Here is a 26918-nt window from a genome sequence, read left to right as displayed (position 1 = left end):
TCCCATGGCCGATCCCAACACCTTGTCCCTGCCCGACAACGCCTCCTTGCTCACCCGCCTGCACGTGGCGCTCCAGTGCCTGCAGGTGCTCAAGAACGACCCGGCGAACCCCACCTGCGGCCAGCTGATCAACATCTGCCTGGACCTCAACGTCTACGCCTCGCTCGTCCAGCGGCTCCAGCAGAGCGAGGGGGGGCGCCGCATGCTGTCCGAGCGCCCTTCCCTGCAGGGAGAGGATCTGGACCTGACCGCGTTGGAGCGCCTGCCCGAGGGAACGCTCGGCCATGAGTTCGCGCGCTACTTCCGCGACAACAAGATCTCGCCTTTCAAGACGACGCTCGAGCTCAAGAACGACATCGACTTCATCGGCAAGCGCTACCGCGAGACGCATGACGTGTTGCACCTGCTGACGGGCTACGGCACGGACGTGATGGGCGAGATGGAGCTGCAGGCGTACGCCCTGGGCAACCTGGGTATCCAGACCGCGAAGCTCATCCTGGCGTTCGGCACGTTCGGCCAGCTCAAGGAGCGGCAGTCGGGTTTCGCGCTGCCCACGTACCTGCAGCGGCTGAAGGCCGCGTACCAGCGTGGCCGCGCGTCCAAGCTGTTCCTCGACGTCTGGTACGAGCACCACTGGGAAACGCCCGTGGCCACGCTGCGCGCGCAGCTGTGCGCCCCCGCGGTGCAGATGAACTGACGGGGCGCTCGGACCGAACGAGGTGAGGGTGCCAGGGACCCTGGGGTGGACCCGGTGAGGAATTCCCGCGGGAAGCTGGCACCATCCGTGACGCAATGATGCAAGGGCAATGGAGCGCATTGCGCTGGCCCCGCAGTCATACCGGCACAGTGGCGCGAACTTCCGAGGTGGCTGCAGGAATCCGCGCGGCCCGCTCCCCTTCGAGGTTCGCAGTCACGAATGACACCGGAGTCATGGATGACCACGCAGGGTTAGCCAGCTTGCACAGGCTTTCCCCGTGCTCAAACGTCAGGTCTCAATAAATTTCGCGGCGCCTTGTGCGCTCGAGCCCCGCGCGAAGCGGGCACGAGGCTTGCCCTGTAGCAGTCCGACGAGTCGCGGTGACGCGGCTCGGGGACTCCGGGGTGACTGCCATGAAGAGACTGTTCACGCTGAGTATTCTGGTGATGGCCTGCGGTGGCGGGAGCGAGCTCCCGGAGTCGGTGTCGACGACAGAGCAGACGTCGCAGGAAATCCAGCTCGAGGACGTGGAGGGAGTGGAGGGCATCTCCCGCGGCGTGCGGGGCGCGACCTTCTGTGATTACAAGCTCTACCCCACGCTCCCGGTGGAGCAGGCCCCGGCGGTCATCGAGCGGGACCGGATGTACCTGGCGGCCCGGCCGGGCGTCCTCTTCAAGTACCTGCCGCTGAGCCTGCCGACGGAGACGGACCCGTACCTCTACAGCGGTGGGCGCTACCTGGTGGACACGGTGAAGCACGCCGAGGAGTACGCCCGGTGGGTGCCCAACGAGTACCGGCTGGATGGCGTCGTGTTCTCGGAGCGCTCCTACTTCGCCAGCACCGAATGCACGGCCTACAGCGTCATCGGCGTGAAGGACTTCAAGGATCTGCGCACCCGGCAGCACGTGGTCCGGACCGAGCGCTTCGCGCTGCCCAGGGGCAATCACCGCGGCTATCTCGAGTCGCGCTGGAAGGATCTGGTGGCGGAGGCGAAGGCGCGCGGGCTGGCCAGCGTGTGGCTCGTCTACAACCCCGAGGCCCGGCTGGCGGCCGTCGTGTACACGATGGAGCGCGTGGGCCCGGTGACCCCTGGCGTTCCGGACTTCGCGAGCGTCTCGGCGCTGGAGTCCGGCCCCTCGCTGGGCGCGCACCTCGCGCGGCGCGGCTGGGTGAAGACGCAGGACAAGACCCAGTTCGTCTGGGGCCTCTGGTTCCGCTTCGCCCCGGGTGACCGAGGCCAGCCCACCATCTGGCCGAATGCCTTCGCGCTGCCAACGCCCTTCTCCGGGGACGGGCTGTGCCTGGTGAGCGCGGGCGAGAACTACAGGAACAGTCCCTCGGACTGCCCCCCGCGCTGCGGCAACGCCATCGCGGATCCGGGCGAGACGTCGGTGAACTGCCCGGGTGACGTACGCGACATCTGACAGTGCCCGTTGCATCCATCTCCTGTTGCAGCCGGAAAGGTGACCGTCATGCAGAGCCTGCTCAATCCCAACCCAGGGCGTTCCGCGTTGGACCTCAAGAAAGAGACCAAGATGCCGACTCCTCGGAACCAGCTCGTTCCCGGACAGTTCCAAGTGCTGGGCGCGAACCTGCAGATCGTCATCGACGGATTCGGCTCGTTCACGCTCCTCGCCAACAAGATCCTCCTCGAGGAGGGCCTGGGCGCCGATGACGGCACCGGGGCGGTGAAGTTCGAACCGGGCTCCTGGTACCCGCTGGAGCGTTGGCTGACGACGCTGGAGCGGATCGGCAACGAGTTCGGCCACGTGCTGCTGTTCCAGTCGGGCATGACCACGCCGAAGAACGCGGTCTTCCCGCCCACGGTGACGGATATTCACAGCGGGCTGAAGTGCATCGACGTCGCGTACCACATGAACCACGCCGTGCGCGGCGAGACCATGTTCAGCCCCAATACGGGCGAGATGCGCGAGGGAATCGGCCACTACGGCTACTCGCACACGCCGGGGAAGAACCTCATCACCATGCAGAGCTCCACACCGTACCCGTGCGATTTCGACCGGGGCATCATCATCGCCATGGCGCAGCGGTTCCAGCCCACCGCCACCATCCTCCATGACGCCACCCGGCCCTGCCGCAAGCGCGGAGGAGCCAGTTGCGCCTACCACGTCGCCTGGAGGTAGGACGCCGAGAACTCCGGCATACCGCTCGTTCACCTCGATTGGGCTCGGACAAGATGGCCCAGGTGAGCCAGGCTGGCGGGCAGGCCGTGCAGCCCCCTCTGGGCACACGCCTGCCCAGGCCATCTCCCAGGAGGGGTCTTCCGGCTTCGGCTCCGCCCCCGCGGTAGTCGGGCTGCCCCGGCACATGGCGTGGTTAACGTTTCAGCATGCCCGTCGGTACGCCTGCTCTTCCGGGATACGCCGTTACCGAAACGCTCCAAAAAGGGGCCTCAACCCTCGTCTACCGCGCATCGAGGGAGCAGGATGGGCGACCGGTCATCCTCAAGTTGCCTCGCGCCGAGCACCCAGCCCTTCGAGAGCTCGAGCGACTGAAGAGTGAGTACGAGATAGGGAGGAAGGTGGGGGGCCCGGCAGCGGTGAGGCCGTATGCCTTGGAGCGCAGCCGGGACCGGCTGGTCCTGGTACTGGAAGACTTTGGCGGCCATTGCCTCACGCAATTCCTCGGCGCCCCCATGGAGCCCGGGCGCTTCCTCGAGCTTGCCATCCGAATCACCCAGGCTCTCGCCGAGGTCCATCGGCACGGCGTCGCTCACAGGGACGTCAAGCCCCAGAACATCCTCGTCCACCCCGGAACCGGCGAAGTGAAGCTCACCGACTTCGGGAGCGCCTCACTCCTCCCCCGGGAATACCAGGGGGTGCAGAACCCTCGGCTCCTCGAAGGCTCTCTCCCCTACCTGTCTCCCGAACAGACTGGAAGGATGAACCGGGCTGTCGACTACCGCAGCGACCTGTATTCGCTGGGAGTCACCTTCTTCGAGATGCTCACCGGTACCCTGCCCTGCCAGGCCAGCGATGCCCTGGGCTGGGTCCACTGCCACATCGCCCGGCCTGCGCCGAATCCCTCCGACATCATCCCCGCGATTCCCGAGGCGCTCTCCCGGGTCGTCCTCAAGCTTCTGTCCAAGATGGCCGAGGAGCGCTACCAGAGCGCGCTCGGCCTGAAGTCCGACCTGGAGAGGTGTCTCGAGCAGTGGAAGGCGCACGGGTCCATCACGCCCTTTCCTCTCGGTACGCATGACGTCTCGGAACGTTTCCAGATTCCGCAGAAGCTCTACGGTCGCCAGGAGGAGGTCGCCGCCCTGATGGACGCCTTCGAGCGGGTCGTCTCCAGCGGGGCACCCGAGCTCCTGCTCGTCTCCGGATACTCCGGCATCGGGAAGTCCTCACTGGTGCGCGAGCTGCACAGGCCCATCGTGAGGGCGAGGGGGTTCTTCCTCTCGGGCAAGTTCGATCAGTTCAAGCGGGACACGCCCTACGCCACGCTCTCCCAGTCCTTCCATGAGCTCGTGCAACACCTCCTCACCGAGAACGAAGCGCAGCTCGCGGACTGGAGGCGGCGGCTCCAGGACGCCGTGGGGCCCAACGGGCAGCTCATCATCGATGTCGTTCCCCAGATAGAGCTCATCATCGGCAAGCAGCCACCCCTCCAGGAATTGCCAGCGCTCGAGGCGCAGAGCCGCTTCCACCAGGTCTTCCAGAAGTTCATGGGAGTGTTCACCCGGAAGGACCATCCACTGGCCCTCTTCCTCGATGACCTCCAGTGGGCCGATACCGCCACCCTGCGGCTGCTCCAACACCTCATCACCCACCCGGAGACCCGGCACCTCCTGGTGATTGGCTCCTACCGGGACAACGAGGTCAGTCCCTCCCACCCCTTGATGCTGACGCTGAGCGACATCCGTAAGACGGGGGCGGTCGTGAACGAGCTCGTCCTCTCGCCGCTCTCCGTCGAGCACCTCAACCAGCTCGTCGCCGATACCCTGCACCAGGAGCCGCGCCAGACCTACCCGCTGTCCCGACTCATCCAGGAGAAGACACAGGGAAACCCTTTCTTCGTCACCCAATTCCTGACGATGCTCTATCAGGAAGGTCTGGTGGAGTTCGATCGGACTGCGGGAGTGTGGCGCTGGGACATCACGCGCATTCAAGCCAAGAGCTATACGGACAACGTCGTCGAGCTGATGGAGGAGCGGCTGAAACGCCTCCCGCTTCCAACCCAGAAGGCGCTGATGCTCGCCGCCGGAGTCGGCGACTGCATCGAGGCCAGGCTGCTCGCGGTGATTCGCGAAAAGCCAGAGGAGGAGCTCCACCGGGAGATGTGGGAAGCAGTCCGGGAAGGGCTGATGCTGAGGACGGGGGATGCCTATCGATTCCTTCACGACCGGGTCCAGCAGGCGGCCTATTCCCTCATCCCCGAGGAGCAGCGAAGCGAGGTGCACCTGCGCAGCGGCCGCCTCCTGCTGGCCCACCTCCCGCCAGCGGAGGTCGAGGAAAGGGTCTTCGACGTGGTGGACCAGCTCGACCTCGGTGCCTCCGCCGTCGTCTCCCCCGAGGAGAAGGAGAGGATCGCGGGCCTCAACCTCCTGGCTGGAAGGAAGGCCAAGGCCTCCACCGCCTACCGCTCCGCCGTCAAGTATCTGTCCGCCGGCGTGGCGCTGCTCACCGAGAGCTGCTGGGAAGACCAGTACGCGCTGGCGTATGCGCTGCACTACGAGCTGGGGCAGTGCGAGTTCCTGAGCGGCGGCACCAAGGAGGCGGAGCGGCTGCTCACCCGGGTCATCGAGCGGGCCAGGACGCGGGTCGACAAGGCCGCGGCCTATCGCGTCCTGGTCGAGCTCCATGTCACGAAATCGGCGTACACGAGAGCCGTCGATGTCGCCCTGGAATGCCTCGAGCTCCTCGGTATCCATATGTCGCCCCATCCCAGCTGGAGCGAGGTCGAGGTGGAATACGAGAAGGTCTGGGCGAGCCTGGGCGGCCGTCGCATCGAGGAGCTGATCGACCTCCCCTTCATGGAGGATCTCGAGATACAGGCCGCCGTGAGAGTGCTGGTGGCCATGGTTTCGCCGGCCTTCTTCACGGACGCCAACCTGTTCCACCTCCACCTCTGCCACCTGGTGAACCTCAGCCTCCGCCATGGCATCACCGACGCCACGCCCTACGGCTACGCCAGCTTCGGTGTCACCCTCGGCCCCTCCTTCCACCGTTACCAAGACGGCTACCGCTTCGCGAAGCTGGCCTGCGACCTCGTCAAAAAGCACAACATCCTCGCCTACGGGCCCCTCGTCTATATGCCCATGGCGCATATCGCCTGGTGGACCCGGCCGCTCCATGAGGCGCTCGACCATTTCAAGACTGCATTCCAGGTAGGCATCGAGAGGGGCCACCTCGCCGATTCCTGTTACGCCTGTCATCACATCGTCACGAACCTGATCTTCCTGGGAGTCCCACTGAGCGAGGTCTACCGCGAGTCCGAGCTGCGGCTGGACTACGTGCGCAAGGCCAGATTCCAGGATGTCTGCGACGCCATCGTCAGCAGTCAATGCTTCATCCGGAACATGCGAGGGCTCACCCGGACCTTCTCGACCTTCTCCGACGAGAGATTCAACCAGGAGGAATTCGAGGCCCGGCTGACCCAGGACCGGCTGCCCCCGATGGTCTGCTACTACTACATCCTCAAGCTGCAGGCCCGCTTCATGTCCGGAGACTACGAGGAGGCCCTCGCGGCGGCGTCCCGGGCGAGGGAGCTCCTGTGGGCATCGAAAGGACTCTTCGAAATCCATGCGTACTACTTTTATGACGCGCTCACCCTGGCGGCCTGCCATGACAAGGTTCCACCCGAGGAACGTGCGCGCCACCTGGAGACGCTCGCCACCCATCAGCGGCAGCTCCAGGAATGGGCGGAGAACTGCCCGGAGACCTTCTTCAACATCTCCGCGCTGGTCTCGGCGGAGCTCGCCCGCCTCCTCGGTAAAGACCCGGAGGCCATGCACCTGTACGAGGAGGCGATCCGGTCAGCGCGGGAGAACGGCTTCGTCCAGAACGAGGGCCTCGCCTACGAGCTGGCCGCCCGGTTCTACCTCCAGCGGGGATATGAGGACTTCGCCCATACCTATCTCCGCAAGGCCCGGGCTTGCTATGCGAGCTGGGAGGCCGATGGGAAGGTCCGGCAACTCGACGAGCGCTACCCGGACCTGCTGGAGCGACCCGAGCCTCCCCTGCGCGCCACGATCTCGACGAGCCCGGAGCAGTTGGATCTGCTCTCGGTGATGAAGGCCTCTCAGGCCATCTCCGGGGAGATCGTCCTGGATCGGCTCCTGGAGACCCTGATGCGCGTCCTGCTCGAGCAGGCAGGCGCCCAGACGGGCTACCTGATGCTGCGCCGTGGAGAAGAGCTGTCCACCAGCGCCGAGGCGTGGCTCGAAAAGGGAGAGGTCGTGGTCCGGCTCTTCCCTCCAGCATCCTCGGAGCGGGCTCCGCCCCAAGCCCTCATCAACTATGTGAAGCGGACCCGGGAGCGAGTCATCCTGGGAGATTCGTCAGCCCCGGGGATATCTGGCCTGGACGACCCCGCGGCTTCGAGGAGGTCCCGCTCCGCTCTGTGCCTGCCCATCTTGAGACAGGGCGAGCTGGTAGCGCTCCTGTATCTGGAAAACGACCTGACGAGCAACGCCTTCTCCACGGACCGGGTGGCGACGCTCGAGCTCCTGGCTTCCCAGTCCGCCATCTCGCTCGAGAATGCCAGGCTTTATTCCGCAGTGAAGGAGGAGATCCGGGAGCGCGAGCAGGCGGAGCAGGCGCTCCATGCCAAGAGCCAACTCCTCCAGTCCATTGTCACCAGCATGGGCGAAGGGGTGGCGGTGGCGGACGAAACCGGTCGGCTCGTGCTCGTCAACCCGGTAGCGGAACAGATCATGGGAGTCGGGGAGACCAAGGTGTCGACCTCCGAGCAATGGTCGGAGCGCTACGGCTTCTACCTTCATGACCAGGCGACACCCCATCCACCCGAGGCGCTGCCACTCGCCCGGGCCATCCGGGGCGAGGCCGTGGACAGGGCGGAGCTTTTCATGCGCCACCCCACGAGACAGAGAGGGGCGTGGCTGCGCGTGACCGCCCGCCCGCTCAAGGACAACCTCGGCGCCCTCCGAGGTGGGGTCGCCGTCTTCAGTGACGTGACCGACATCAAGGAGGCGGAGGAGACGCTACGCGGGAGCCAGCGCCAGCTCCAGTCAATCATCGACAACACCCCCGCGCTCGTCTCCATCAAGGACTCCCAGGGACGATTCCTCCTGGTCAACCGGCGCTTCGAGCGCCTCTTCGGGGTCACGGCGGAACAGCTCATCGGCAAGAGCGACGAGGATGTCTTCCCGAAGGAGCTGGCGGAGGAATTCCGGGCCCATGACCGCGAAGTGCTCGCGGCTGGCAGGGCGCTGGAATGGGAGGAAGAGATGCCCCACGAAGACGGCCCGCATACCTACCTCTCCGTCAAGTTTCCCCTCAAGGACGCGACCGTGGCATCCTACGCGCTCTGCAGCATCTCCACGGACATCACCGAGCGCAAGCGGATGGAAGTGGCGGAGCGCTTCCTAGCCGAAGCGAGCCGGGAGCTGGTGACCTCGCTCGACTACGAGACCACGTTCCAGCGCATCGCCGAGCTCGTAGTCCCCACTCTGGGGGACCTGTGCATCGTCTTCGCGCTCCACGAGAGCGGGCAGCAGCAACCGGTGGCGGTGGCCGATGTCCTCCCCTCTCGAGCCAGGCGCGTGCGCGAGTTCCTCCAGGGCCATCCGCTGGACGCCAGCACCTCGACCGGCCCGCACCGGGTGATATGCACCGGCCAGCCGGAGCTCTCCCCGGGGATGCCCGGGCTCCTGGGGCAGCCCCTTCCAGAGGAGGCCCGGTGGAACGCACTGAGGGAGCTGGAGGGGAAACCCTCCATCTGCCTGCCGCTCTGGGCGAGGGGGCGCTGCCTCGGCGTGCTGTCGCTGCTCTCCACGCGGTCACGCCGTGGATATGGCCCCGCCCATCTGGCACTGGCGGAGGAGCTGGGACGCCGAGCGGCGTTCGCCATCGACAATGCCCTGCTCTACCGCAAGGCCCAGGAGTCCATCCGCGTGAGGGATGAATTCCTGTCGATCGCTTCACACGAGCTCAAGACGCCCCTCACCTCCATGAAACTGCGCGCCCGGCAGGTGGAGCTCGCCCTCGCGCGCCAACCCCTGGGACTACAGCTCGGCGACAAGGTCTCGAGCATGCTCGAGACCTTCGGTGACCAGATACAGCGGTTGACGCAGCTGGTTGATCAGCTCCTCGATGTCTCCCGTATCAACACGGGGCGGCTCGAGCTGCGCCTGGAAGAGGTAGACCTCGCCGCCCTCGCGCGGGAGGTCGCGGACCGTCTCGCCGAGCAGCTTGAGCGAGCCGGTTGCAGTCTTGTGCTGGAGCTCGAGCTCCCGGTGGTGGGAGAGTGGGACAGGCTTCGCCTCGAGCAGGTCGTGATGAACCTGCTGACGAATTCCATGAAGTACGGAGCGAATCGCCCCATCCGGATGAAGGTGTGGAGCGAGGGAGAAAAGGCGCTGCTTCGGGTTGATGACCGAGGCATGGGCATCCCCAAGGAGGACCAGGCGAGGATCTTCGAGCGTTTCGAGCGCGCTGCCTCGCACGGCTACGGAGGGCTCGGCCTCGGGCTCTTCATTTCGCGGCAGATCGTCCAGGCGCACGCTGGGCGAATCTGGGTGGAAAGCGAGCCCGGGAAGGGGACGACGTTCTTCGTCGAGCTCCCGCGAAGCACCAGCCAGAGGCAACAGACACTGCTGCTGAAGACAGCCGGGGATGCGCCCAGGAGGAGCTAGTCAGCTCCGTGTCTCCCTGCTCAGTTCTCGCGCAGCTCGAAGGCGGACACCCGGCCATCCGGAATGAGCGACACGCAGTAGCGGTAGGTCACGGTCCCGAACTGCACCAGATAGGTGTAGACGCGGTCATCGCCCTTCACTTCCCGCTTCGCCAGGATCAGCGGTCCCGCGGGCCCCAGGTTCTGCTCCGCGCGCACGAAGGCGTCGATCCTTTCGCGGAGTGAGTCATGTGCGGCAGAGGGGAGGCTCGACAGCAAGCCCAGAGCGAAGACGACCAGGGCGAAGGACCGCAAGGGACCGCGCATGAGAGCTCCTATGGCCCGGACAGGCATTGTCCAAGGGCTCCGCCCATTAAAACACCACCACCTCACTCGCTGAGAAAAAATCAGAAACCCTTCTCAGGAAATGTGAGGGCGCAACCTGAGGGGTACACGCCTGCCCAGAAGAGGCGCGGCAGGGGCCCTTGGACCTCTTGGCTTTCTTAAATCTCAACACCACAAAATCTGCGTTTCATTCAAGCCTCGTCCCCAGCGCTCCAGCTACTTCTGGCCTTCGTTGAACGAACGGAAGGCGTGGACGTGCGGTCGGCTCAATAGGGCTCGCGTTTGAAACAGCTTGGGACATGTCTAGGGCGTGTAACAGCCACAGTCACCTTTTGGTTGACTTCGCTCTTGTAGCTCGTTGTGCAACTCGATTACGAGAGACGCCCTATGAACCCTGACTCCAAAATGTTGGCAACACCCTGGCGAGGCAGAGGGGAGCAGCGAGAGTGAAGAACAGGCACGAAGCCCCCCCCCACATCACGATCGGCCACGCTCGCGCCACCCGCTTCTCGCTCGACCTCGACACCACCCTCCATCAATCACACGCGATCAAGCTGCTCGTTGGGCTCGACGCCGACGTGATCGTGCGTGAGCCAGGCGGCCGCCTGGTGCGCGCGCCGGTGGTGGTGATTCCGAGCGACATCGCCTCGTGCGTGGAGAGCCGAGGCCCGGTGATTACGGTATTGATCGATCCGGAGCACAATCGCGAGCCGTACGCGCGCACGCGGGCGCTCGGCGGCACAGCGCCGATTGAGCCGGCCTCGGCGCGCCGGCTGCGCGACTCGGTCTGGTCGACACGGCGCTATCTCGAGAGCCTCTCGCATCTCGGCGAGCTCGGTGAAGAGCTGCAGGCCATCGCGTTTCCGAGCACCATCCGTCGCACGAACTTCGATGCGCGCGTCGAGCACGCCATCGAGCGCTTTCGCGCTCACCTCGATGGTGGCGATGGCGAGGAGCTCGAGCTGCAATCGCACCTCGACGTGACGATGCAGCACTTCCGCGCGCTCTTCCTCCGCGACATCGGCATCTCGCCGCGTGCCTGGCTGTTGTGGAATCGTCTCGTCCGCGCGTTGCGCATCACCCTGTCGGGCGTTTCGCTGACCACCGCGGCGGCAGCGGCGGGCTTCTCGGATCACGCCCACTTCTCACGCACGTGCCGCCGCCTGCTCGGCTACACGCCCGGCAACATCGTCGATCGCTGGGCGTCGGCCGGCAAGGTCCCTGTTCGCCCGCCTTGAGCCTGACGTTGTTGAACTCGAACCCGAGATAAAGGAGCCATGGTGTTCTGTCCCCCACGATTACTATCACTCACCGCAGTCACGCTCGCGGTGCTCGCCGCGGCCTGCGGAAACACCGAGCAACCTGAGCTTTCCAGCTCCAACGCGCAAGATGGCGCACAGGAGCAGTTGGCCCACCAAACCGCGGCCGCGAGCTCATCCGGAACAGTGCTGGGACGCTTTGCCCGTTATTGCGGCAAGGTCAACATCCACCAGAGCGCGGGGGGCGCCTGGACATCGGACGCGGATTGCTCTTCGGGCTGCAACCTTGGCGGGCTTTCGTATTGCCAGAAGTTCTGGCCCGCCACCACGAGCGTCCGTCAGGTCGCCGTGACCGCCAAGCCCAACAACGTTTGGAACACCGGCGGCTGCGGCGCCATCGTGGATGATTACGACGGCAACGACGAGTTCGAGTGCGTGGCCGGACCCTATTGCGGCGACAACAGCTGCAATCCCGCGCAGGGAGAGACTCCGTCGTCCTGCCCCACGGATTGCGGCACGTGCGGAGATGGCGTCTGCTCCGGCACCGAGAATCCTCTCTGGTGCGCCAATGACTGCGGCATCGCCAGCACGTGCGGAGATGGCCGCTGCAACAATGGTGAAACCGCCGCCACCTGCGCCAGCGATTGCCGCGCCCCCACCCTCGTCACCAACACGAACTTTCCGAGCGGAGTGCTCCAGTTCCCAACTGAGGAGGACTTCAACTCGCTGTACCACACGCTGTCAGCCAATCCTTCCGCGGCCAACACCTTGCCCAATGGCTTTGGGAGCCTCAAGGCACACCTGAGCCAGTTCCCGGCCAACGAGACCACGTATGAGGTGGACCGGGCCGAGTACCTGCGAGACATGAAAGCCCACGTCGTGGACGACGACGCCTTGCAGGCCTTGGTCAACCCAGAGCTCCAGGTGATTGCCGGCGGCAAGCTCTACCAGTTCACCGATATTGGTCTCTTCAAGGTGGACATGGCTCAACTGGCTTCGTTCAAGAGCTGGTTCGCCACCAATCAGGAAAGCATCGCCTTCGATCCCAACTACAAGACCGTTCCCGGCGAGACGGCTCTGGGCAACGACGCCTACCAGGTGGCGCCCGGAATCGTCCGGCTCGACATCAAGAGCGAGAAGATGGCGGGTAGCGACAGGACCCCTCAATACGTGCTCGGACGGATCTCGCGTTGGTGCGGCAAGGTCAACATCCACCAGAACGCGGGAGGCGCATGGTCAGCGGACTCGGATTGCTCGTCCGGCTGCAACCTGGGCGGGGTTGAGTATTGTCAGAAATTCTGGCCCAACGCGACAGCCATCCGGCCGGTCACCGTCTCCGCCAAGCCCAACAATGTCTGGAATATTTCAGGCTGCCAGGCGGTGGTGAATGACTATGACGGTGAAGACGAGTTCGAGTGTCTGAGCGATGGTCCTCCACCTCCTTACTGCGGTGATGGGTATTGCAATGGTGGGGAGACGCCGGCGACCTGCACCAATGACTGTGGCACCAGCACCTGCGGTGGCACCCAGCCCACGATGGCCCTCTACGGCGTGGACAGCGGCTTCAACAAAGCCGAGACCAAGGAGTTCGGTGGCAATCGACGATTCATGTTCAAGGCCAAGAACCTGGACCTGCTCCTCTACCGAGCCATCTACATCAAGGGCAAGCTCCAGAGGCGCAAGAAGTTCCTGGGCATCAAGTACTGGGGACCCTCTTACGCGGATGAAATCATCGTCGGGTGCGACAACATGGACTTGCACACCGACCTCGTCTTGATTCCCCCGCCAACGAGTCAATTCCCAAGGCCGAACTTCACCAAGCTCTTCAACTTCAAGCTGGGCAATCACGTGTTCGAAGCCATGGACGTGGATGTCCACAATTCGCTCTTGGGCCGCTGGCTCAACCAGTCTGATGTCAACCGGTTCGTGGACAGCCAGTTCAACCAGATCGTTGGCGGCGTGTTCAACAACTATTGGACGCAAATCGAGAACAGTTTCATTTCCTCCATTGATTCGACCTACCCCACCCGGTACGCCGCCTATACCAAGAAGATCAACAGTTGGAACGAGGCGAACCATCTGCGGTGGTCGTTCGGCAAGGTGGAGAAGGCCAAGGGGTACAGCCACGAGAATCACTGGCAATGGGATTGGAACACCGCGTTCGGTAAGAGCACGTACAGTTATGAGATGAGATCCGGCAGCTTCTTTGGCAAGGCCCGGGTCGGCTGCGACTGGTACGGCATTCGAATCGTGAGACAGTAATCGACTGAGGAATGCGTCACGGCCGGTATCCAGGCGTGGATACCGGCCCTTGACTGCTCAATGCTCCGTGCGAGCAGCGGCGCCGGGGCCCCTTCACCAGGGGATGCGCTCGCCCCGGAAGTCGAAGAAGCCACCGCTGTCGCGCGGGGTGAGCCGGTCGATGACGCCGATCAGGCCCGCGGCCGACTCGGTCACCGGCGTCGGAGCATCCGAGCCCCCCATGTCGGTCCGCACCCAGCCCGGGCTGAGCACCACGGTGACGATGCCCTCGTCCCGGAGATCCTGGGCCAGCGAGCGCGACGCCATATTCAGCGCGGCCTTGGACATGCGGTAGCCGTAGGCGCCGCCCGAGGTGTTGTCGATGGAGCCCAGCCGTAAGCGCTCGGTGGACCACACCTTCCGCGTGAGGGAGGAGCCGTTCAGCGTCGCGTTCCAGGAGGTGTAGACATGGGACGCAACACGGAAAGAGTGGACGCAACGCTGGCGAGGGCGGCGGCAAGCAACTACTGGACGGAGGCCGAAGCGCAGGCGGTGCTGGAGGCCTACGAGGCGAGCGGGCTGTCGGTGGCGGAGTTCGCCCGCCGCCATGGGCTTACGCCACAGCGGCTGAGGTGGTGGAAGAAGCGGCGGGCCGGGGAGGCGGGCCCGGCGCTCTCGTTCGTCCCGGTGCACGTCACGGCGCCGCCCTCGCCAGAAGCACGTGGGGCACCGGGCACAGCCAGCATGGAGGTGCTACTGGCCAGGGGCCGGCGCATCCGAGTGGAGCCGGGCTTCGACGCGCACGCGCTGGCGCGGCTGGTGAGGGCGCTGGAGGAAGCATGCTGACACTACCCTCCTCGGTGCGCATCCACCTGGCGAGCCAGCCGGTGGACATGCGCAAGTCCTTCGACGGGCTGTCCTTGCTGGCACGACAGGTCCTGCGAGAGGACCCGCTGAGTGGACACCTCTTCGTCTTCTTCAACCGCACGCGCGACATGGTGAAGGTGTTGTGGTGGCACTCCGGTGGCTTCTGCCTCTTCTCCAAGCGCCTGGAGAAGGGCAGCTTCCGCCTGCCGCGCCCGCTACCGGAGGACACGGGCGCCGTCATCCTGGAAGCGGTGGAGCTCACCCTGCTGCTGGAGGGGATTGATTTGAAGGCCAGTGTCCGCCGGCCTCGCTGGCAGCCCCCACCTGAGAAGTCGGTTGCTTGAGAATACCTCTTGCGTCCTGGGTCCGGGTCATGGCTCATGTCCCGGGACATGAGCGGCGCGGCTCCCGGCAAGAAGACGACGGACGTACACGGCGTGGCGGCGCTGCTGCGCACGCTGCTGGCCGAGGGCCAGGACGAGCAGGTGATTGAGCTGGTGGTGGGCCTGCTCTCGCAATTGGTGGAGAAGAACACCGAGTTGGAGTTGCGGCTGCGCAAGGCGCTGCGCCAGCGGTTTGGCCGCCAAAGCGAGAAGCTCTCCGCCGAGCAACTGTCGCTGTTCCTGGAGCAACTGGGCCAGCAGAACGCCGGGGCCCAAGAGGCGGCGCCGCCCCAGGCCGGGGACGCAGGCGTCGCGGCGGGCTCCACGCCGCCCTCCAAGCCACCCCACAAGGAATCGCGAAAGAAGGAGCGCAAGGGGCACGGGCGCCGCCCGCTGCCCTCCAGCCTGCCGCGCGAGCAGCGCGTCCACCAGCCCCCGCCGAGGCGCTGCGGTGCGAGGCATGCGGGCGGGACAAGACGTGCTGTGGCCAGGAGAAGAGTGAGACATTGGAGTGGGTGCCTGGCCACTTCAAGGTGATTGAGGAGGTACGGCCCAAGTACGCCTGCCGGCCGTGTGGTGACGGGCTGGTGGTGGCGCCTCCCGCCGACAGGGTGATTGAGGGGGGATTGCCCGGACCGGGCCTGGTGGCCCACGTCCTCGTCTCCAAATTCAAGGACCACCTGCCGCTGCACCGGCTGAGCGGCATCTACGCGCGCCATGGCGTGCAGCTGCGTACCTCGACGCTCTCGGACTGGGTGGCCGCGGGCGCCGACACCCTCCAGCCGCTGGCCCGGGAGGTGGCCCAACGGGCGCTGGCCTCGCACGTGCTGCAGAGCGACGATACGCACCTGAAGGTGCTCGACAGAGAGCACCCCAACGGACTCAAGCGCGGGCACATGTGGGTGTACTTGGGGGACACCACCTGGGCGGCCTTCGTCTACACGCCGGACTGGAAGGAAGAAGGGCCCCTGTCCTTCCTGGACAAGCGTGAGGGCTGGCTGCTGGTGGACGGGTACAAGGGCTACGACAAGCTGTTTACCCGCCAGGGCGCCACCGCGGTGGAGGTGGGGTGCTGGAGCCATGCCCGTCGCTACTTCGTCGAGGCCTTGGACGCCGGTGACACACGAGCGGCGCTGCCGCTCTCTCTCATCGGCCGGCTCTTCGAGGTGGAGCGCGAAGCCGACGAGCAGCAGGTGGAGGAGACCGAGCGGCTGCGCAGGCGTGACACGCTCTCACGCGCTGTCACGGAGCAACTGGGGCGCTGGATGGCCGAAGTCTACAACCGGGAGCCGCCGAAGAGTCCGCTGGCACGGGCGTGCCGCTACGCCATCAACCAGTGGAAGTCGCTGACGCGCTTCATGGAGGACGCGCGCCTGCCGCTGCACAACAACGCCTCGGAGCTGCGGCTGCGGGAGATTGCCGTCGGCAGGAAGAACTACCTTTTCGCCGGCAGCGACGCGGGAGCCGAGCGCGCCGCGTGCGTGTACACGCTGGTGGCCACGTGCGTGCTGGCCGGGGTGGAGCCGTGGGCGTACCTGGCTGACGTGCTGGAGAAGCTCGCCCAGGGCTGGCCGCAGCGCCGTCTCGAGGAACTGCTGCCGCCCATGTGGAAGGCCGCGCGCGCGGCTGCCTCGCAGACGCCCTCCACCTCTTCTGCCGCGACCTGAGCACCGCCCATCCCCGTCGGCAGACCGGCGGGCGGCGCACCCGTTATCACATCTGCGCCGCCCCCCTGCACCGCTCTGCCGAGTGGATACGCCCAGCCCCGAGCTGATGTTGGCGATCTTCGCGCCCCGGGAGCGGCGGAGCAGGGGCAGCAGCGCGCCGGTGACCCGCAGCGGACCGAGCGCGTTCACCTCGAAGGTGCGGGTCGCGTCGGACAGATCCAGCTCCTCGACACCATCCGCCCGCTCCCGGCTCCTCACACCGGCGTTGTTGATGAGCAGCTCCACGGGCTCGGACACCGAGGCCGCGAACGCTCGCACGCTCGTCTCGAGTGCCACGTCACAGGCGGTGATCCGCAGCCTGCCCCTGGAAGACTCCGCGAGGGCGGCGAGCTCTCCCGCGCGCTCGGGCGTCCGGACTCCCGCGTGAATGGAATCGCCCCGGGCGAGGTACTGGCGCACGAGCTCGAGGCCGATACCGCGGTTGGCTCCTGTGATGACGATGTTCATGGCGGCGAGCCTACACCACACCCGTCACGGCCCCGTCACTCCCCCCCTGTTAGCGAGGGTGCCAGACCGCACATGGGGGATTTGTGTGCGGTTTCACTGATTTCATGGGAGTGTGTATGAATTTCCAATTCGTCAAGGGCGCGCTCGTCGCGGTCGCCCTGGTCCTACTGGGTAGCACCCCGGCCCTTGCTGCCGATTACGCGCCCTTTCCCAATGGGAGCGTCCTGATCGACTCCAGTACCAACGGCCGCTGGCTCATCCAGGGCGGTGCCAGGTTCATGATCTCTGTCGATGAGGTGCCTTACTTCAAAAACCCGTTCTTCACCTTCACCGTCGCGCCAAGCGTCATCGCCGCCATCACCACGATCCCCCGGGATGGAACAACGCTGCAGCAGCGGGGCGATGCTTCGATCTACGTCGTCGTGGGTGGCCGGGCGTGGGGCATCCCGGACATGAATGAGCTCGAGCATTTCGGCGGGACCAGCGGCGTGCGCATCATTCCCTGGAAGTCCCTCCATGCCTTCCCGCTCTACTTCGCGCGGGATGGAACGATGGTTCGCGAGCGTTCTGGCGCTCCAGTCTATGTCATTTTCGGAAACGGCAAGTTCTGGGTCCCCACCTCCGCGGATGTGGAGTATTACGGGGGGTGGGATAACGTGCAGGTGATCCCAGATGGCTCCGCGGCCACGATGGATGACGCTCCCTCGTGCGGGTCCCGCCTCCGCGAGCGCTCCAGCGGGCTCATCTATCTCATCAACAATATCGCCGAGAAAACTCTCATTGTGAACCCCTCCAGCTATGACTGGGCCAACCACTACGTGGTTCCCGATGGCACGCTGGCCAGGTTCCCCGACGGTGTGTTCTTCTGCATCGGTTGATGCCTGAATGAGGGGTGGGCCCGGCTCCGGATCGTGGCATGGGGGACATCCTCCGTGACACGGTCTGGAGGCCGGGCCGCCCTTCAAGCAGAACGACAACCTCCTTACCCGTCTGAACATGACGGGGAGCGCCGAAAAATCCAACCGGCGCCAGGTAAAACATTATTTTCCTGCTTAAATCGATCGACCTGTTGACACTCCGATTCCGGCGCTCGCAATGTTGTGGCCCGTCACCGATGCCATCGCGTCCACGACGCTCATTACAGGGGAGCGCACCATGCCGAAGTCGAAGCCACTCTCGTCCCGCCTCCGTCCCGCCCTCCAAGCCTGGCCAGCGCTCGCCGCCCTCGCCCTGACAGCGATCGCGCCGGCGGCCCATGCCGATTCGGCGGTCTACGGCGGCGGCCCGTTCTATTCCGGTGGCACCGCGGTGATGGACGACCTGCGCAACTCGGGCTTCACCACCGTCATCCTGTGGAGCTTCCACATCGAGGACAACGGAGACCTGGTCTACAACGACATCCCGGTGGTCAAGAACGGCGCCTACATCGGCGACCCGGCCTGGCCGACGCGGCTGGCCACGCTCAAGACCGCACCGACCTCGGTCAATCGCATCGAGGTGTCGATCGGCGCCTGGAGCGTTCCGGATTTCGAGCGCATGGCCAGGCTGGTCAACGGCACCGCCGCCGGCTGCGGCAGCACCCTCGTCTGCGGCACCGGTAGCAACAGCATCCTGTACCGCAACTTCCAGGCGCTGAAGGCCGCCACGGGCGCCGACGCGGTCAACTTCGACGACGAGAGCGCCTACGACCTCGCCCCGACCACCCAGTTCGGGCAGATGCTGATTGGCCAGGGTTACAAGATCACCTTCGCGCCCTACACCAATCAGACCTTCTGGAGGAACCTCAAGAACAACCTCGGCAGCGCGGTCGACACCATCTACCTGCAGGTGTACGACGGCGGCGCCGGCAACAATCCGGCGAGCTGGAACACCGCGATGGGAATGACCGTCGACCCGGGCCTGTGGTCGCGCCACGGCACCGGCTGCGGCAGCGGCGACAGTCCGGCCACGGTGCAGAGCAAGATGAGCAACTGGAAGGCCACCGCCGGCATCGGCGGCGGCTTCATGTGGCTGTATGACGATATCCAGAAGTGCTGGTCGCAGGGCACGACCGCGCAGTACGCGGCGGCCATCAACACCGCAGTCAGCGGAAACACCCCGCCGGTGGCCAATTTCGGCGTCACCGTGAGCGGACTGATCGCGAGCTTCAGCGACTCCTCCAGCGACAGCGACGGCAGCATCGCCTCGCGCAGCTGGAATTTCGGCGACGGCAGCGGCTCGACCGTGACCAACCCCAGCCATGTCTACGCCAGCGCAGGTAACTACGACGTCAGCCTGACCGTGACCGACAACAACGGTGCCAGCCACACCAAGACCCAGACCGTCTCGGTCGGCGCCGGCAACGTCAACCTGGCGCTCAACAAACCGGCGACCGGCTCCACCGCCTGCAACAGCAGCGAAACGCCGGCCAAGGCAGTCAACGGCAGCGTCTCCGGCGGCAACACCGACAAGTTCTGCTCGTTGACCTCTTCGTCCTGGCTGCAGGTCGATCTCGGCTCGGTGCAGACGGTCAGCAGCTTCGTGGTCAAGCATGCCGGCGCGGGCGGTGAATCGAGCACCTGGAACACCAGGGCCTTCACCATCCAGACCTCCAGCAACGGCACCAGCTGGAGCACCCCGGTGACGGTGACCAACAACACCGCCAACACCTCGACCCACGCGATCAGCCCCACCTCGGCGCGCTACATCAAGCTCAACGTGACCACCCCGACCCAGAACGGCGACCCGGCGACGCGCATCTACGAATTCGAGGTGCGCTGACCCCCAGGGGCGCTCAAGCGGTTCGAGCCGTGGAGAGGCGCGGCTCGAGCAGACGGTCGACGAGGGCATCCACCTCGGCTTCCGCTCGGGCGATCGACGCCGCGAGCCGCTCATCAGCGAACTCGTCGTACTCGATCGCCACCGACTCCACATGGGTGATGCCGATGTATCCAAAGGCGCTCCGGATGCTCGGCTCCACGTGGTTCATGTGCTCGATTCGCTGCCCCTTTCCATAACCGAAGTCGCCGCGCGAGCTCAGCACCACGAGCGTCTTGTTCGTCTCCGCGAGCAGGGGCCAGTACGGGTCACCCTGCCGTGTGCGGTCGAAGCCAAACGTGCGACCCACACGGACGATGTTGTCGATATAGGCCTTGAATTGCGCGGGGACGCCAAAGTTGTACATCGGCACGCCGGCGACGATCACATCCGCGGCGAGCAGCTCGTCCACCAACGCATCGCTCTCCGCGAGCGTCTCGCGCATCCAGGGCTCGCGCAAGGCGGGCTTCGTGAAGGCGGAGTGGATCCACCGGCCCGTCACCGGCGTGGGCGGATTCAGCCCGACATCCCGGTAGATGACTCCATCCCGTGGGCGGGCGGCACGCCAGCGCGCCACGAACCGAGCCGTCAGACGGCGGGTATGCGAGCCATGACGGGTAACGTCGGACCCGCCTGGACGGGCACTCGAGTCGATATGCAGCAGCTCAGCCATTGTCTTGTCTCCCCTGCTCCATGAGCCTTCCCGGGCCATCCCGCGCGTGTTCGCTCTCTCGCTGCGGCAGCCCTGCGTCGAGGAAGAAGATGCGTCCGGGCACGTTCCGTGACAAACGTGTCTTTCTCAGCCGATGGCTGAATGGAATTCATCCATCCACGACCATGAGACAGCTGCCTCCACTCTCCGCGCTCCGGGCCTTCGAAGCCGCGGCCCGCCACCTCAGCTTCAAGCGGGCCGCCGAGGAGCTGTGCGTGACCCCGACCGCCATCAGCCATCAGATCCGGCAACTCGAGGAGCAGCTCGGAGTCCGGCTGTTCGAGCGGCGCACCCGGCAGGTCCTCATCACCCCCGAGGGGCAACTGCTCTACCCGGTGCTCCGTGACGGCTTCGACGCGTTCGCGAAGGTGCTGGACGCGCTCACCGCTCGCCCGTCCCGCCAGGTGGTCACGGTCTCAGCAACAACCGCCTTCACGGCCCGGTGGCTGGTGCCCCGGATCGCGGCCTTCCGCGAAGCCAACCCCGGCATCGACCTGCGCTTGCACGCCTCGGACGAGCCCGTCGACTTCCGCTCCGGCGTCGCCGACGCGGCGATCCGGTACGGGCGAGGACCCTATCCCGGGCTCGTCACCGAGGAGCTGTTCTCCGATCGCTTCGCCCCCGTCTGCAGCCCCCGGCTCGGGATGAGACGCAAGGAGGACCTGCGCAGCCGCTCCCTGCTGCATTTCGAGTGGCGGCGCGTCGATCGCGACACGCCGACGTGGCGCTTGTGGCTCGAGCGCGCCGCGCTGCGAGGCATTGACGCCACGGGCGGGACGACCTTTACCGACGAGAGCCACGCGATCCAGGCGGCGCTCTCGGGACAGGGCATCGCACTCCTGAGCCTGCGACTCGTCGATGACGAGTTGAGGAGCGGGGCCCTCGTTCAACCCTTTGGGCCAGTGCTCGAGGGCTACCGCTACCACCTCGTCCATCCCGCGGAGGCACGGACGCGCCCGGAGATCTCAGCCCTTCGCGCCTGGCTCCGGAGCGCCGCGGCCCAGCCTTGAGCCCCGGCCGCACGGCAGGACGCCCAGCTCCACGGAAGTCTACAGTGGCGCGCTAGCGTCTACGTTGCTCATCCGTTATGTGTTCTGATGTCTCTCCGCAAACGGGACACGGATGAACAGGAACGAACAGGAAGTACGTTTCGTCGGGAGAGCGATGGAACGGGGGCTCGTGCTGCGAAAGCGGAGGGCGGAGGGAATCTGGGCGATCCTGGTGAACGGGAGCGATCGCATCGTGTCGCTCGACCGCCTGCTCCGCAACTACGAGCGCGACGCCGCCGACGTCGACGAAGCCATTGACGGCTTCATCGATGAGCTGCTCGCCACCCGGCTGCCCCTACCAGAGTGGGAGGAGGCTCGTGCGGGCATCCGGTACTGCGCCGAGAAATCAGAGCTCGTGGTGGGTCACCCAGATGTGTTGGCTGACCCCTTCACACCCAAGCTGTCCCGTCTCCTCGTCTACACGCCCGAGGACGAGCACACCCTTCACTGGCTGACCCGCGAAGCGCTGGCACGGTGGGGCGTGGGCGAGTCGGAGCTGCATGCGGCCGCGCGGGAGAACATGGCGGCGTTGCAGGAGCGCACTCCCGTGGAGGTCAAGAAGGTCGCGCGAGTGCCGCTCGCGATGCTGCGCACGCACTCGGCCTTCAAGGCCTCATTGCTGCTCGGGCCCAGCTTCCGGGCGGCGATGGAGGCCGCTCTCGGCTGGCCGGTGCTCATAGTGATTCCGTGCCGGGACTCCTTCCATGCCTCGCGCGCGAGCGACACCGAGATGCCGAGCCTGCTCTGGGCGGAGCTGGTGCGCGAGTACCTGGGCTCCGGGTACTCGCTGACCAACGAGGTTCTCCTGGTCTCGGACGAGGGCATTCGAGCCCTTGGCGAGTTCTCCCTACCGAGGCCTGGAAGGGAGTCAGACGATTAGAGGGATTAGGACGAACGCGCCGGTCAATCCTTCCAGGACAGCTCGAACTGCTCGGTCGCCTCCAGGTTGTCGCGGATGGCCCCGAGGATCTCCCGAGCGGGCTGGGCCAGGTCCACGTAGCCCTCGATCTGGAACTTGTGCGTTTCCGGATCCCGTGTGAGCTGGCCGCGGGCGTCGCGCTTCAACCTGCTGAACCCCTGGCCCTGCACGAACAGGCGCTCGGCCAGCAGGTTCGTCACCCAGTCATAGAGGACGTCGTCGTCGCACTTCACCTGGAGCGTGCCGCCTGGCGCCACGCTGATCTCCGAGGGCGCGCCCTGTGGGTAGAACTCACTGGCTTTGGGAATGGCGAGAAGGGTGGACATGGAGAAGTCTCCTAAAGAAGGAAAGAGGAAGGCGTGGAGCGGGGGGCACTACTAAATGGTCGGCACGCCCATGTCGCTCCCGGCCATGTCGTAGAAGAACTTGCGCTTGTCCTCATTGGCGCTGAGGTTGCTCGAGACGTTCTCATCGGCCCGCAGGGCGAGGTGGGCCGGATTGTTGGGAGTGCGTCCCAGGGACTGCCGCTGCTGCTCGAGGAACTTGGTCTGGCCCTCGAAGGAGAGCACCTGCACGGAGTGGCCGGGGCCCAACGTCGTGTTCAGGCGGGACTGCATGTCAGCGACCCTGTCCGCCGGGACGAACACGCGCTGGAGGTTGTCCTTGAACATGGCGGGACCGTGCACGGCGACCTCTCCCGGCCCCATACCCATGGGCTTGGCGTTCAACTTGTCGCCATTGAAGTCGAACATCAAGGGGTAGGGCGTCTCCCGCCCGGGCATGTTCGTGCGCAGGCTCTGTTCCGCCTCCAGCTGCCGCAGACGTGCCTGCACTCGAGGCTTGTCCACCAGGTCGCCATACGCCTTGCCCTCGGGGGCATTCCAGTTGGAGAGCAGCTTCTTCGACTGATCGATCTCGGCCTTGAGCTGGGCATCCGAGTAAAGGTGGGGGCTGTAGCTGGCCGAGTTCGCCGTCTGCTTGAAATAAGCGCGGGACGTGCCCAGGCCCTGTGCTCCCTGACCAAAGCTGATGAAGTTCTTCTCGCCCGCCTGCGCGCTGTACTGGTCTCCCTCGCCCGTCTTGCGAATGATGCCGTGCTGGCTGAGCATCGTGGGGGGAGCCAGTCCTCCCGTCTTGCTCATTCCATCCCACGCGGCCGACGAGGTGGAGTGGTAGAGGGAGTTGGGTTTGATAAAGCCACCCGGCGTGTTCTGCAGGGTGGTGACATCCTGCTTGATCTGCTGCTTCGTGGGGGATGAGCCGAACAGGCCCCCCGGAGACATCCTGGACCAGAAGGACGGATTGGAAGTGCTCGGGCCCCCTCTCGGCGTGCCCCGAGGCTGCTGATCAAAGGCATCCTGGAGGGGGGGACCCCGCGGCGTCCCCTGGGGCCTGCTCGGCACATCCGGTCCGGGCCGCTGGCTGGGTCCAGGGGAAGGAGAGCGCATCGGCGAGGACGGAAGCTTGAAGGAGGGGAACTTGGCTTTGAACATGTGCGCCTCTGGAGAACAGTGCCTGCGACCCCTGAATGCACCGGGTGTGCCAGGCCCAGGAGGGACAGCGCTCCCTCTGGGGGCCGCCCCCTTTGCCGGGTAAGATGGTGACTGTTGTCACCAGCCCCCGGCCAAGGGTGGTGACTGCTGTCACCAGGCCCCAGCCCTAACAGCACGGGTTCGAATCCCGTCGGGGACACGCGAGCCTCGGAGCCCGTCACCCGCTGGCGCTCACTCCGTGGACTGGCCTGACTTCTCGTCCAGCTTGTCCAGATAGTCTTTCAAGTACGGGTCGACGGGCACCGTCGGCTTCCCCCCCGGAGCGAAGCCCACGAAGACCTTCGGGTTGTTCAGCAGCTCGGCCGTGAGCCGCTTCCTCGCGCCCAGGGCCGCCACGTGCTTGCCCGCGAACGCGGTCGAGGTGTCGAAGGTGAAGGTAACCTTCTCGTCGGAGTACATGACCGTCGCCTCATGCTCGAAGGTCAGCCACTGCTTGACCACCTTGGGATTGGGCGTGGTCGAGAACTCGAGGGTGCACCCGCCATTGCGGCAGTCATAGGGGTTCAACATGGCCCGCATGATGGTGGTGACACGGCGCTTGCCGATGACCTGGACCTGCGTCTTGTAGGTCCACGGGTGCTTGCGTTCCTCAGCGTCCTCACCGAGCCCCGTGGTGGCGATGTCCTCGAAGCGCAGCGGACCGCCTGCGGGCCCCATCGGAGAGACCATGTTGGAGATGTCCGGCAGCTTGCCCACCTCGGGCTTGAAGGCTCGTATCCCTTCGAGCACCTTCTTGGCGTCCTCCAGCTGGACCTGGAGCTTGTCGAGTTCCTGCTGCTGCCCGGTGATGCGCTGGCTGAGACGGGTCCTCTTCGTCTCGCTGAGCACGTAGGCGTCCGACTTCGGCCTCTTCTGGTCTCTCTCCTGCTCCGCCTCCTCCTTGTTCTTCTTGAGAGTCTTCACCCGGCCCTCCAGCTTCTTGAAGGCCGTCCATAGCTTCATGTACTCCGGCTCCATGGACAGGTCGGACCACTTTATCCAGTAGATGCTTGCGCCCACGGGCAGGTCGGCCGGGCTGGTCGGACGCTTGAGGAAGGCCCCCGTCACTCCCTGGTCCTGCTTCGCCTGGTAGTACATCGCGTTGCCCCGCAGCCCGCCCGGCCGAACATGGCCCCGCACGTTCTGCAGGTAGGAGCCGAGCTGGTCCCCGACCTGAAGACGATGTCGCGTCCCACCGTGTAGGCACGGGCATCCACCGCGCGCGCCGAGGCGTCCGCGATTCCATCGGCGTGCACGCGCACGCGGCTGAAGTCGTGCCCGAAGCGCGGCTCGAAATCGGCCCGTAGCGAGGAGTCGAGCGGGCGGCCCTCGGAGCGGAGCACCTCGCCGACAATGGGCGGGAGCGTGTCCCGGCGTGATTCGGAGGACGGAGGGACGTTGCGCCTGGCAGCAAAGGTCGACGTCTGACCGCGTACACCTCGCCCGGGGAGGTGCACCTGGTGGAACGGACCTCCCCGGCCTGGAGTGCTCACTTCTAGCGTGCCTCGTTTCACTTCAACGGCAGGGACACATAGGACGGGCTGCTCGCCGACGAGGAGAACTTCACCGTGGAGAAGCGCGGCGCCTTGTCTGCGTAGAGTGGATCGACGGTGTCGATGACGAGCGAGAGGCGATGGCCGCTTGGAATGTCATAGGCAGTCGCCGGGAAGTCCACGTCCACGGTATGGGGCTGGCCTGCGACGGAGTCTCGGAGCGTGACCGCGACGTGCGTGACGAGGCTCCCCTTCCCTCCCCACTCCGTGTCATAGAGGTAGGCGATGACTGTCGTCGGCCCGGAGTTGCCCGGAGTGACGGTCAGGCGCAGGTGCGCGGCCCCGCGCACGCGCTGCGGGCTCGTCAGCCAGTCCGATTGCCAGACGCCCGCGTTGGACCGGTCCACCGCCGGAATCCACGCCGTTGCGGGTTCACCCGTGATGGCCTCCGCGCCGTTCGTCAGCAGCACCAGTCCTCCGTTGGCGACGGTGTCCTCGCCCGCGACAATCGTTGCGCTCCAGTCCGTCTGCGAGCCCGCCGCGAGCTCGCCCTCGTTGCTCCACCAGTGCACATCGCTCAGGTTGTAGTGCGCGGTGCTCGTCGAGACAGTGCTCCACGACGGGTACGACTCATAAGAGCCCTGGCCCCGGAGCTGGAGCTGAACCGGGTTCTCCGAGGCGATGCCCGTGTTCACGCCACGCAGGTACTGGTCAAACCAGCGACGCGTGCTCGTCCAGGCGTCATTGGGCAGGCCGAGGATGCCGGTCAGCTCGGCGATGGCGTGGTCACCCGGGCGGAGCTCCAGCCGCTTCGGACCTGACAGCCGGGTGAAGAAGTCGGTGAGCTGATTCGGCCCGAAGAAGCTGTCGCCGTACGCGTTGGCAATGAGGATGGCGGGACGGTTCGCGTTGATAGCCTCCAGGTACGTCGCGGCGCTGCGCACCTGGGCGTAGGCGATGACGTCGGGCACGTTCTGGTTGGCGAAGAAGTTCGAGAGGGCTTGCTGCAGCTCCGCCGACGGCCGCCCCGTCAGTTGCGCCGAGAGCGCCAGCAGCCCAGCGGTCTGCAGATGGCGCGTCTGGTTCGAGAACAGCGAGTACGTGAGGTCCGTCCAGCCGCTCAACGCGGCCACGGCGCGGATGCGCGAATCGAAGGCCGAGCCAATCAGCGCCATCCCCGCGCCATAGGAGACGCCCGCCGCACCGATGCGAGTCGGCTCCGCGGGGGTATTGGCGAGCGTCCAGTTGATGACTTCGGTCAGGTCGCCGATGTCCTTGGGCCCCGCCGTGTCGATGGCGCCCCCCGACGCGTAGAAGCCTCGCGGGGTGTACGAGACCACCACGTACCCGGCATCGGCGAACTGCTGCGCCTGCACGAAGTACTCCAAGTTGGGCATCGCCCAGCTGGTGATGAAGATGATGGCCGGGTACCGCCCCGGCGTATCCGGCGTGTAGACGATGCTCTTGAGAGCCACTCCATCACGCGTGGCGATGTCGACAACACGCAGGGACGAGGACGCGTACGCGGGAGTGGCAAGAACACACAGCGATAAAACCGCGGATACAACGATTGCACGCAGCCAGGACATGCACTCCTCCAGCAGGGGGGGGGTGGTCGGACACGACACTGACAG

General features: G+C 65.6%; 22 protein-coding genes and 1 pseudogene. 14 read left to right on the top strand and 9 right to left on the bottom strand.

Going from position 1 to position 26918, the window contains the following annotated elements; all coding sequences use genetic code 11:
• The first annotated feature begins 4 nt into the window (after window positions 1–4).
• The 4 genes from F0U60_RS12470 (at window position 5) to F0U60_RS12455 (ending at window position 9536) form a co-directional block, all read left to right on the top strand.
• Window positions 5–697 carry a Coq4 family protein gene (locus tag F0U60_RS12470; protein ID WP_395818456.1) on the top strand — a complete coding sequence of 231 codons (693 nt, stop codon included), beginning with the start codon at window positions 5–7 and terminating at the stop codon, window positions 695–697.
• Between the two features lie 413 nt (window positions 698–1110).
• Window positions 1111–2121: a hypothetical protein gene (locus F0U60_RS12465; RefSeq protein WP_395818454.1), complete on the top strand. Its 1011-nt coding sequence runs from the start codon at window positions 1111–1113 to the stop codon at window positions 2119–2121.
• A 111-nt stretch (window positions 2122–2232) separates the two neighbouring features.
• A complete protein-coding gene (locus tag F0U60_RS12460) occupies window positions 2233–2841 on the top strand; it encodes a hypothetical protein (protein WP_395818451.1) in 609 nt (202 codons plus the stop codon).
• Between the two features lie 206 nt (window positions 2842–3047).
• Window positions 3048–9536, top strand: coding sequence for an AAA family ATPase (locus F0U60_RS12455; RefSeq protein ID WP_395818449.1), 6489 nt, complete (start codon window positions 3048–3050; stop codon window positions 9534–9536).
• Window positions 9537–9556: 20 nt separating this feature from the next.
• Here F0U60_RS12455 and F0U60_RS12450 read toward each other — a convergent pair whose 3' ends face one another.
• On the bottom strand, window positions 9557–9841 hold the full coding sequence (locus F0U60_RS12450; protein WP_395818446.1) for a hypothetical protein: 285 nt from the start codon (window positions 9839–9841) through the stop codon (window positions 9557–9559).
• Window positions 9842–10305: 464 nt separating this feature from the next.
• Between F0U60_RS12450 and F0U60_RS12445 the strand changes: the two genes are divergently transcribed.
• Complete coding sequence (locus F0U60_RS12445; protein WP_395818443.1) at window positions 10306–11097, top strand: helix-turn-helix domain-containing protein; 792 nt, start codon at window positions 10306–10308, stop codon at window positions 11095–11097.
• Between the two features lie 168 nt (window positions 11098–11265).
• Window positions 11266–13380, top strand: coding sequence for a hypothetical protein (locus F0U60_RS12440; RefSeq protein WP_395818440.1), 2115 nt, complete (start codon window positions 11266–11268; stop codon window positions 13378–13380).
• A gap of 93 nt (window positions 13381–13473) precedes the next feature.
• Here the strand turns inward: F0U60_RS12440 and F0U60_RS12435 are convergent, their stop codons facing one another.
• Complete coding sequence (locus F0U60_RS12435; protein ID WP_395818437.1) at window positions 13474–13776, bottom strand: SDR family oxidoreductase; 303 nt, start codon at window positions 13774–13776, stop codon at window positions 13474–13476.
• A gap of 51 nt (window positions 13777–13827) precedes the next feature.
• Here F0U60_RS12435 and tnpA point away from each other — a divergent pair, with 51 nt between their 5' ends.
• The 4 genes from tnpA to tnpC are packed head-to-tail and all read left to right on the top strand — an operon-like array spanning window position 13828 to window position 16276.
• A complete protein-coding gene (gene tnpA, locus F0U60_RS12430; RefSeq protein WP_395804338.1) occupies window positions 13828–14205 on the top strand; it encodes an IS66 family insertion sequence element accessory protein TnpA in 378 nt (125 codons plus the stop codon).
• Entirely contained in the window at window positions 14199–14570 is a 372-nt protein-coding gene (gene tnpB / locus F0U60_RS12425; RefSeq protein ID WP_395804316.1) for an IS66 family insertion sequence element accessory protein TnpB, read from the top strand. The genes tnpA and tnpB overlap by 7 nt, the downstream gene beginning before the upstream one ends.
• A gap of 36 nt (window positions 14571–14606) precedes the next feature.
• Window positions 14607–15146 carry a transposase gene (locus tag F0U60_RS12420; protein ID WP_395818434.1) on the top strand — a complete coding sequence of 180 codons (540 nt, stop codon included), beginning with the start codon at window positions 14607–14609 and terminating at the stop codon, window positions 15144–15146.
• A complete protein-coding gene (tnpC, locus tag F0U60_RS12415; protein WP_395825209.1) occupies window positions 15056–16276 on the top strand; it encodes an IS66 family transposase in 1221 nt (406 codons plus the stop codon). Before F0U60_RS12420 ends, tnpC begins: the two co-directional genes overlap by 91 nt.
• A 138-nt stretch (window positions 16277–16414) precedes the next feature.
• Here tnpC and F0U60_RS12410 read toward each other — a convergent pair.
• Window positions 16415–16783 (bottom strand): annotated as a pseudogene (locus tag F0U60_RS12410) (SDR family NAD(P)-dependent oxidoreductase); the annotation flags it as partial.
• Between the two features lie 116 nt (window positions 16784–16899).
• On the opposite strand from F0U60_RS12410, the gene F0U60_RS12405 reads away from it, so the two are divergent.
• Together F0U60_RS12405 and F0U60_RS12400 are read left to right on the top strand one after the other, a co-directional pair.
• Window positions 16900–17661, top strand: a complete 762-nt coding sequence (locus tag F0U60_RS12405) for a hypothetical protein (protein WP_395818432.1) — start codon at window positions 16900–16902, stop codon at window positions 17659–17661.
• 277 nt (window positions 17662–17938) lie between these two features.
• On the top strand, window positions 17939–19543 hold the full coding sequence (locus tag F0U60_RS12400; RefSeq protein ID WP_395818429.1) for a PKD domain-containing protein: 1605 nt from the start codon (window positions 17939–17941) through the stop codon (window positions 19541–19543).
• A gap of 13 nt (window positions 19544–19556) precedes the next feature.
• Here F0U60_RS12400 and F0U60_RS12395 read toward each other — a convergent pair whose 3' ends face one another.
• Window positions 19557–20252 (bottom strand): FMN-dependent NADH-azoreductase, encoded by a 696-nt coding sequence (locus F0U60_RS12395; protein WP_395818426.1) that lies wholly within the window; start codon window positions 20250–20252, stop codon window positions 19557–19559.
• Between the two features lie 164 nt (window positions 20253–20416).
• Here F0U60_RS12395 and gcvA point away from each other — a divergent pair, with 164 nt between their 5' ends.
• Together gcvA and F0U60_RS12385 are read left to right on the top strand one after the other, a co-directional pair.
• Window positions 20417–21301 (top strand): transcriptional regulator GcvA, encoded by an 885-nt coding sequence (gcvA, locus tag F0U60_RS12390; RefSeq protein WP_395818424.1) that lies wholly within the window; start codon window positions 20417–20419, stop codon window positions 21299–21301.
• Window positions 21302–21455: 154 nt separating this feature from the next.
• A complete protein-coding gene (locus F0U60_RS12385) occupies window positions 21456–22220 on the top strand; it encodes a hypothetical protein (protein WP_395818421.1) in 765 nt (254 codons plus the stop codon).
• 23 nt (window positions 22221–22243) lie between these two features.
• Here F0U60_RS12385 and F0U60_RS12380 read toward each other — a convergent pair whose 3' ends face one another.
• The 5 genes from F0U60_RS12380 to F0U60_RS12360 form a co-directional block, all read right to left on the bottom strand.
• On the bottom strand, window positions 22244–22585 hold the full coding sequence (locus F0U60_RS12380) for a hypothetical protein (RefSeq protein ID WP_395818419.1): 342 nt from the start codon (window positions 22583–22585) through the stop codon (window positions 22244–22246).
• A gap of 51 nt (window positions 22586–22636) precedes the next feature.
• Window positions 22637–23752, bottom strand: coding sequence for a hypothetical protein (locus F0U60_RS12375; RefSeq protein WP_395818416.1), 1116 nt, complete (start codon window positions 23750–23752; stop codon window positions 22637–22639).
• Between the two features lie 231 nt (window positions 23753–23983).
• Window positions 23984–24931: a hypothetical protein gene (locus F0U60_RS12370; RefSeq protein WP_395826048.1), complete on the bottom strand. Its 948-nt coding sequence runs from the start codon at window positions 24929–24931 to the stop codon at window positions 23984–23986.
• Window positions 24856–25134, bottom strand: a complete 279-nt coding sequence (locus F0U60_RS12365) for a DUF4157 domain-containing protein (protein ID WP_395825206.1) — start codon at window positions 25132–25134, stop codon at window positions 24856–24858. The genes F0U60_RS12370 and F0U60_RS12365 overlap by 76 nt, the downstream gene beginning before the upstream one ends.
• 167 nt (window positions 25135–25301) lie before the next feature.
• Window positions 25302–26873, bottom strand: coding sequence for a CocE/NonD family hydrolase (locus tag F0U60_RS12360; protein WP_395818413.1), 1572 nt, complete (start codon window positions 26871–26873; stop codon window positions 25302–25304).
• Between the last annotated feature and the right edge of the window lie 45 nt (window positions 26874–26918).

It is taken from the genome of Archangium minus (genome assembly GCF_044360475.1).
Taxonomy (GTDB): domain Bacteria; phylum Myxococcota; class Myxococcia; order Myxococcales; family Myxococcaceae; genus Archangium; species Archangium minus.
The sequence above is the reverse complement of the archived record's forward strand: the minus strand, read 5'-3'. Positions and strand labels throughout refer to the sequence as shown.